We start from the raw sequence: 8,126 nt of genomic DNA on the forward strand, positions 1-8,126 counted from the left end.
GTCACGCAGGAGATCGCGGGTTCGATTCCCGTCGAGACCGTACAATGCTCATCCAATAGGGTGGGCATTTTTATTTTGTCTTTTTCTTGTTTTATGTTTAAGATAGTTAGTTTTATAATTAGATAACGTGCTATTAAAAAACAAAATCAAGGTATAAAATGTAATGAAATGTTACAATAGCATAAACATGCATGAATCCTCTTTTTTAGACATCCCCATTTCTGCAATCCACATAAAATTTACAATACCTTCACATAATGTCTTTTACCCGAAAAAATAGATAGTCAATAATAGAATTAATTTGGTATGAAAAATAGAATTGGCGTGCTAGAAATGGTAAATTATATAGTAGATACTTATGTCTAAATAAAATTATTCATGTACGATTATGATTAGAAATGAGGTTTAGGATTATGGCGAGAAAAGTAGTTGTAGTAGACGATGAAAAACCTATTGCTGATATTCTAGAATTTAACTTGAAAAAAGAGGGTTATGAAGTCTTTTGTGCATATGACGGAAATGATGCGATTGACTTAATTTATGAAGAAGAACCAGACATCGTACTCTTAGATATTATGCTTCCAGGCAGAGATGGTATGGAAGTCTGCCGTGAAGTACGTAAGAAATATGAAATGCCGATTATTATGTTGACGGCAAAAGACTCAGAAATTGATAAGGTGCTTGGTTTAGAACTAGGTGCGGATGACTATGTGACGAAACCTTTCAGCACACGTGAATTGATTGCACGTGTGAAAGCGAACTTACGTCGTCAATATACACAACCGCAAGAAGCAAATAATGCACCGAACGAAATTAAAATTAAAGATATTGTCATCTACCCAGATGCGTATTCTATTAAGAAACGCGGCAAAGATATTGAATTGACACACCGTGAATTTGAATTGTTCCATTATTTAGCGAACCATATGGGACAAGTCATGACACGTGAACACTTACTGCAAACGGTATGGGGCTATGATTACTTCGGTGACGTACGTACGGTCGATGTTACAATCCGTCGTTTAAGAGAAAAAATCGAAGATGATCCGTCACATCCAGAATATATCGTGACACGCCGCGGTGTCGGATACTTCTTGCAGCAGCACGACTGAGGCCATAGTATATGAAATGGCTTAAACAATTTCAGTCCCTTCACACGAAGCTCGTGATTGTTTATGTCTTGTTAATTATTATTGGGATGCAGATTATTGGTTTATATTTTACCAATAACTTAGAACGTGAATTAACACAGACATTTAAAAATAATATTTCGCAGTATGCGAAACAAATTGAGATCAACGTGGAGAAGGTCAATGAAGAAGACAAATCAGTCAATACGCAAAAAGAGATTCAAGAATTACTTAATGAATATGCGAACCGCCAAGAAATTGAACAAATCAACTATATTGATAAAGATCAAATTATAGTCGCGTCGACGAAACAATCTTCTAACAGTATCATTAATCAAAAAGCCAATGATACCTCTATTCAAAAGGCACTTTCATTAGGACAGGCGAATGACCATACAATGTTGAAAGACTATGGTAAAGGTAAACAGCGTGTATGGATTTATAACTTGCCTGTGAAGTCGTCTAAAGGTGTCATCGGTGATATTTATATTGAAGCGGATATCGACAGTGTTTATGATCAATTAAACAACTTTAACCAAATCTTCATTGTAGGTACTGCGATTTCTTTATTTATCACAGGATTACTCGGATTCTTCATTGCGCGTACGATTACTAAACCGATTACGGATATGCGTAACCAAACGGTTGAAATGTCGAAAGGTAATTATACACAACGTGTAAAAATCTATGGTAATGATGAAATCGGTGAATTGGCATTAGCCTTCAACAACTTGTCAAAACGTGTACAAGAAGCACAAGCGAATACGGAAAGTGAGAAACGTCGTTTGGACTCAGTTATCACACATATGAGTGATGGGGTCATTGCGACGGACAGACGTGGACGTGTGCGTATTGTGAACGATATGGCATTAAAGATGTTAGGTATGTCTAAAGAAGATGTTATGGGTTACAACATGCTGGGTGTCTTAGATTTAGAAGATGAATTCGCGTTAGATGAGATGCAGGAAAATAATAATAGCTTCTTGTTAGATATTAATGAAGCGGAAGGTATTATTGCGCGTGTCAGCTTCAGTACAATTGTACAAGACACAGGCTTTGTGACAGGTTACATTGCGGTGTTACATGATGTAACAGAACAACAACAAGTAGAACAAGAACGTCGTGAATTCGTTGCGAATGTTTCACATGAGTTGCGTACGCCATTAACTTCGATGAACAGTTATTTAGAAGCTCTAGAAGAAGGCGCTTGGCAAGATCCTGAAATTGCGCCGCAGTTCTTATCTGTAACAAGAGAAGAAACGGTACGTATGATTCGCTTGGTGAATGACTTATTGAATTTATCACGTATGGATAATGATACAGAACAAATCACTAAAGAAATTGTGGACTTTAATATGTTCATTAATAAAATCATCAACCGTCATGAGATGGCTTCAAAAGATGTAACGTTTGTGCGTGACATTCCTGATGAAACAATCTTTGCGGAAATTGATCCGGATAAGATGACGCAAGTGTTTGATAACGTCATTACGAATGCGATGAAATACTCACGTGGCAGCAAGCGTGTTGAGTTTCACGTGAAACCGAATCCATTGTATAACCGCATGACGATTCGTATTAAAGATAATGGTATTGGTATTCCGATTAATAAAGTGGATAAAATCTTTGATCGTTTCTTCCGTGTAGATAAAGCACGTACACGTAAGATGGGCGGTACAGGTTTAGGTCTTGCGATTTCAAAAGAAATTGTGGAAGCACATAACGGACGTATTTGGGCAAATAGTGTCGAGGGACAAGGTACCTCAATCTTCATCACATTACCGTGTGAAGTTATAGAAGATGGTGATTGGGATGAGGCATAAAGAAGCAGCAAAATCCGTGATTCTCACACTTTTAGTCTTAATGAGTATTGTGCTGACATATTTAATGTGGAATTTCTCACCAGACCTTGCGAATCTTGAAAGCCAAGATAATAAGAAAACAAATCAGAATACCATCGGCAAAGCGAATTCAGAACCTATGGCGAGTGTTATTTCACCGTATCAAGTGGTGTATTCGAATGATGATAAGTTCACAGGTGCTTTAGAAACCCGTACGATTAACCGTAATATTGTGAAGGTATTAAAGAATCAAGAGGTTGAAGATGCTCATGAAGTCTATCATGCGCATAACCTATTTATTCCAGAACTCAGCGATAACTTCTTGGTGTTAGACTTTGCGTATGATATGCCTTTATCTATGTATTTGGGTCAAGTCTTGAATATGGATGCGAAGGTCTCAAATAAGTATGAGTTCAATCGTTTATTGATTGATGCAGAGCAAAAGGATACAGCAGTCATTTACGCCATCAGCAGTGATCATCACCGTGTGATGCGTATGACAACATCTATTCCAAGCAACAAGGTTAATGACTTATTAGGTAAAATCAAACCGAATTTAATACCATTCGCAGATATTATTACGAATAGAAATACAATTGATGCAGCAACGCATATCTTTGCGCCTGAAAAGCCGCAACATTTAAAAACGTACCGTACGATTTTTAATCACATTAGTGTGGAAACGATGAATTCTATACTCTTTAATGATTCTGTAGTGGTGCGTAGTACGAAAAGCGGTAATACGACTTACAACAATAATACAGGTGTCGCAACATATGATTCTAAAAATGAACTCTATCGTTATATGAACTTATCTGAAGATGAATCAAAATCTAAGAATATGTTAGAAACTATTCCTAGTACATTCGACTTTATTAACGCACATGGTGGTTTTACAGATGATTTCCGCCTCTTTGATACGGATGATGAGTCTGGTGAGTTAACTTATCAAATGTTTTTAAATGGTGTACCTGTATTTAACGAAAATAACTTAAGTACCATCCAAGTGGCTTGGGGTGAGAAAGGTATTTTCAGTTATGGACGCTCTTTATTAAAAAGCAATATCACCATTGATAGCGGTGAAGAAAAGGAAAAACTCCCTGGCGCAGAAACAGTACGTTCTAACTTAGCGAATAATCCATCCATCGACTTTAAGAAAATAACGAATATCACGATTGGTTATACGATGAAAGATCGAGAAGAAGATGACATGGAAGTTCAGCGTAATAGTGAGTATGTACCACAGTGGTATGTGCAGTATGATGGTGAATGGTATGCTTACGAGAATGGAGGGCTTAAGTCATGAATTGGAAGTACGCAAAGACACTCTTCATTTTCGTGTTCCTCATCATCAATATTATGTTAGCTGTGATGTATGTGAATAAAATCAATAAATCTTACATTAATGATGCTGAAGGGAATAATGAAGTCAACTTCAGACAAGAAGAAATCAGTATTCCTAAAGAATTACCAGATGTCAGAGGATTGAAAGTTCAACTAGTCACAGGCCGTTCTAAAGATTTCACGAATTACGCGAAATCAAAAGACGAAGTTAAAACAGAAGATGATGGTAAAATCGCACAAGGTAACATCAGCCCACCGATCAGCGTCAGCAATGATCAAGTAACCAGCCTTAAAATGTACATGAAGAAAAATATTTATAAAGGTGAAGATTACCAATTATTTAGTACAGATGATAACGAAGAAACGTTCGAACAAACCTTTAATGGTTTACCGATTATGAACAATGATAAAGCGATGTTGAAGTTTAAAATTAATGATGACGAAGAAGCGAGCAGTTATCGCCAAATAGCGCTCCATGAGCTCAGTACTTCAAAAGGTGAAAATAACGAAGCACAACATGTCATCAGTGCGCGTAATGCGATTGAAGCTTTATACTTCAACCGTTATTTAAAACGTAATGACGCAGTCACTAATATTCGTTTAGGATATTACTCAGTAGTGAGAGAAACCAATGTTCAAGTTCTCCAAGCAAGTTGGGAGATTAAAGTTAATCACGCTGGCAGTACCAAAACGAAAACGTACTATGTTGAAGCGACTTCAAAAAATCCGAAGATTATAGTGAGATAACTAACAATATAAAATAAGCAAAGAGGAGTATCATGAGATCAATCTGATGGTACTCCTCTTATACATAGGATGTTCAATGTGTGAAACAATTTCAGATGATATGGTGGGCAGCTGTATCAATTAGGTGTACAATAGATAAGTAAAAATTAAAAAAGATGAGGGACGGCACTGTTCGGCCACTCAAACGGCAGTATGACCAAGCCGTATCTTTAACAAACAGCTCATAATTTGAGATAATAATTAAAATGTATTCGGATGTCCAAAATAAATAGAAACAGTTAGAAACTTAGAAAGGGTGAATCGCTTGATACGTATGAGCGTACTTGCGAGTGGTAGTACAGGCAATGCCACTTATGTAGAAAGTGATAAAGGAAGCCTGCTCGTTGATGCTGGATTAACTGGCAAGAAGATGGAAGAACTCTTCAGTAAGATTGATAAAAATATTCAAGATTTAAATGGGATTTTAGTCACGCATGAACACATTGACCATATTAAAGGATTAGGTGTGCTTGCGCGTAAATATAAATTACCGATTTATGCCAACGAAAAAACTTGGCAAGCGATAGAAAAGAAAGACAGCAAGATTCCAATGGATCAAAAATTCATTTTCAATCCATATGAAACACACTCATTAGCTGGATTTGATATTGAATCATTCAATGTGTCACATGATGCGATTGATCCGCAATTCTATATTTTCCATAATAACTATAAGAAATTTACGATGATTACAGACACAGGCTATGTTTCAGACCGTATGAAAGGTATGATCAGAGGCAGTGATGCCTTCATGTTTGAAAGTAACCATGATGTAGATATGTTGCGCATGTGTCGTTACCCTTGGAAAACTAAACAACGTATCTTAGGTGATATGGGGCACGTCTCAAATGAAGATGCGGCAATGGCAATGTGTGATGTCATTACAGGCAACACGAAACGTATTTATCTTTCTCACTTATCACAAGATAACAATATGAAAGACTTAGCGCGTATGAGTGTAGGACAAGTCTTAAATCATCATGATATTGATACAAATAAAGAAGTTCTACTATGCGATACAGATAAAGCAGAACCTACACCGATTTATACAATATAAATAAGTTTGAGACAGCCAATGAAGCGAACCACTTCATTGGCTGTTTTTTTACGAAGAAAAGTAAAAAAACACGCAAAAGTCATCACAAAAAACGGAAAAAGTGTAGATAAAACTTAGGGAGAAAATGTATAATTTCTAAGGTAGTGTGCACGTAGGGTAGTTATTCACAATTTTGTGTAAAGAAAGCGTAAAACTGTGAATAACTATGTAAGACTGACCTCAAAGTTATGCACAAAATGAGGATAAGTTACCCACATTTGTGCACAATCCACAGAGAAATACCCACATTATTAACAGAGTTATCCACATATCTACAAGTTAACCACAGAAATGTGGGTAAAATACACAAGAATAGCAGTGAATTTATATACATAAGCCACTTATTAAGACAGTAAGCTGTGAATAGGTGGATAACCTGTGGATAACTCGAATAACTATTCAGATATAAGGAGAATGTGATGAAGATAACTGTACTTGCTGTAGGCAAATTAAAAGAAAAATACTGGAAACAAGCCATTGCAGAATACCAAAAACGTTTAGGTGCTTATACAAAGATAGATATCATCGAAGTTCCTGATGAAAAAGCACCAGAAAATATGAGCGATAAAGAAATAGAACAAGTGAAACAAAAAGAAGGACAACGTCTGTTAGCGAAAGTAAAACCACAATCCACAGTCATTACATTAGAGATTAAAGGTAACATGTTAACATCAGAGGGATTAGCCAAAAATCTTCAACAACGTATGGTTCAGGGTCAAAGCGACTTTACTTTCATTATCGGAGGATCAAACGGCCTGCATCAAGACGTCTTAGATAGAAGCAACTACGCCTTATCCTTCAGCAAAATGACTTTCCCTCACCAAATGATGCGTGTCATCTTACTTGAACAAGTATATAGAGCATTCAAGATCATGCGCGGGGAAGCGTACCACAAATGATGCGGTTTTTTATCCAGTTTTTTGTTTAATGAACAAGGTAAATTACGAGATAATATTTGAAGAAAACAATAAAGTAGAGATGGATTTCCATATCCTCTTTAGTAGCGGTTTTTATCTGTAAGGTTTATTAATAATTAAATAAATAGGCGGGATAGTTATATATAGCTTATTAATGAAAGAATATGATTATTAATTTAGTATTATATTTTAATATTAAAAAGAAGATATGAAATAATTATTCATACCTTCCACCTTACAATAATTAGTTTTCAATCGAATATTAAGATTATTAGTAGTCTTAAAAGTTAAGACTTCCTTATATTAATGACCTAATTTATTATTTGCCTCATGAATTATCTTTTTATTTCTTTGATATGTCCCAAACCACATCGTGATATACACTACAATAAATATTATGATGAAACTAATAATATTCTCAAAGTTCAGATGGAACCAACCTGCTAGAATAGCGAGTGGGAAGAATAGGATTATCATCAATATAAAGTGAACTACAGTCTGTTTTGTTATACTCCAATCGGTATCTGTAAATATCAAATTACCATAAGTAAACAAAATTCCAATCAATGCCCATAGTGCTACACATATTAGCATAATAACCGCTTCATTAAAGTTTTCATAATAAATTTTACCCATAAAAGAATCTGGATATAGTGGTACATATTTATCCCTTGAAAAAAATAAGTGAAGTAATGACAGAAATCATAAGACCAGTGAACGCACCTTTTTGAACAGCGTGGAATAATTTTTTCATAGTGAGATGGACCATTCCATTTGTTTCTAACTTCAAGTGATCAATGTAATTTAGATTGATAATTTCTGATTTTGAAATACGCACGAATATTGAACCGACAAGCTCTTCAATTTGGTAAAGTCGCTGATAAAGTTTTAAAGCTTTATTATTCATTGTTATCGCATACCTGTTTATCTTCTACTATGAACTGTGCAATTTGTTCTAGATCAATTGGGTAAACATGATGGTTCTGTTGCAAAGTAAAAAAATATAGCTAAC

General features: G+C 35.5%; 8 protein-coding genes. 6 read left to right on the forward strand and 2 right to left on the reverse strand.

Annotated elements, in window-relative coordinates:
• Positions 1 to 413: 413 nt before the first annotated feature.
• From yycF to rlmH, 6 genes are all read left to right on the forward strand, one after another.
• Entirely contained in the window at positions 414 to 1,112 is a 699-nt protein-coding gene (gene yycF / locus HMPREF3031_RS09415; RefSeq protein WP_002480279.1) for a response regulator YycF, read from the forward strand.
• 11 nt (positions 1,113 to 1,123) lie between these two features.
• Complete coding sequence (gene walK, locus HMPREF3031_RS09420; RefSeq protein ID WP_002480278.1) at positions 1,124 to 2,953, forward strand: cell wall metabolism sensor histidine kinase WalK; 1,830 nt, start codon at positions 1,124 to 1,126, stop codon at positions 2,951 to 2,953.
• Entirely contained in the window at positions 2,943 to 4,277 is a 1,335-nt protein-coding gene (locus HMPREF3031_RS09425) for a YycH family regulatory protein (RefSeq protein WP_002480277.1), read from the forward strand. Before walK ends, HMPREF3031_RS09425 begins: the two co-directional genes overlap by 11 nt.
• Entirely contained in the window at positions 4,274 to 5,062 is a 789-nt protein-coding gene (locus HMPREF3031_RS09430; protein ID WP_002480276.1) for a two-component system regulatory protein YycI, read from the forward strand. The genes HMPREF3031_RS09425 and HMPREF3031_RS09430 overlap by 4 nt, the downstream gene beginning before the upstream one ends.
• A 295-nt stretch (positions 5,063 to 5,357) precedes the next feature.
• Positions 5,358 to 6,158 carry an MBL fold metallo-hydrolase gene (locus HMPREF3031_RS09435; RefSeq protein ID WP_031262349.1) on the forward strand — a complete coding sequence of 267 codons (801 nt, stop codon included), beginning with the start codon at positions 5,358 to 5,360 and terminating at the stop codon, positions 6,156 to 6,158.
• Between the two features lie 458 nt (positions 6,159 to 6,616).
• Positions 6,617 to 7,096 (forward strand): 23S rRNA (pseudouridine(1915)-N(3))-methyltransferase RlmH, encoded by a 480-nt coding sequence (rlmH, locus tag HMPREF3031_RS09440; RefSeq protein WP_002480274.1) that lies wholly within the window; start codon positions 6,617 to 6,619, stop codon positions 7,094 to 7,096.
• A gap of 321 nt (positions 7,097 to 7,417) precedes the next feature.
• Here the strand turns inward: rlmH and HMPREF3031_RS13895 are convergent, their stop codons facing one another.
• Positions 7,418 to 7,750 carry a DUF3021 domain-containing protein gene (locus HMPREF3031_RS13895; RefSeq protein WP_001803416.1) on the reverse strand — a complete coding sequence of 111 codons (333 nt, stop codon included), beginning with the start codon at positions 7,748 to 7,750 and terminating at the stop codon, positions 7,418 to 7,420.
• Between the two features lie 28 nt (positions 7,751 to 7,778).
• On the reverse strand, positions 7,779 to 8,021 hold the full coding sequence (locus HMPREF3031_RS09450; RefSeq protein ID WP_001803415.1) for a LytTR family DNA-binding domain-containing protein: 243 nt from the start codon (positions 8,019 to 8,021) through the stop codon (positions 7,779 to 7,781).
• Positions 8,022 to 8,126: the final 105 nt, after the last annotated feature.

The sequence above is a fragment of the Staphylococcus sp. HMSC072B07 genome, from assembly GCF_001815505.1.
Lineage (GTDB): Bacteria > Bacillota > Bacilli > Staphylococcales > Staphylococcaceae > Staphylococcus > Staphylococcus simulans.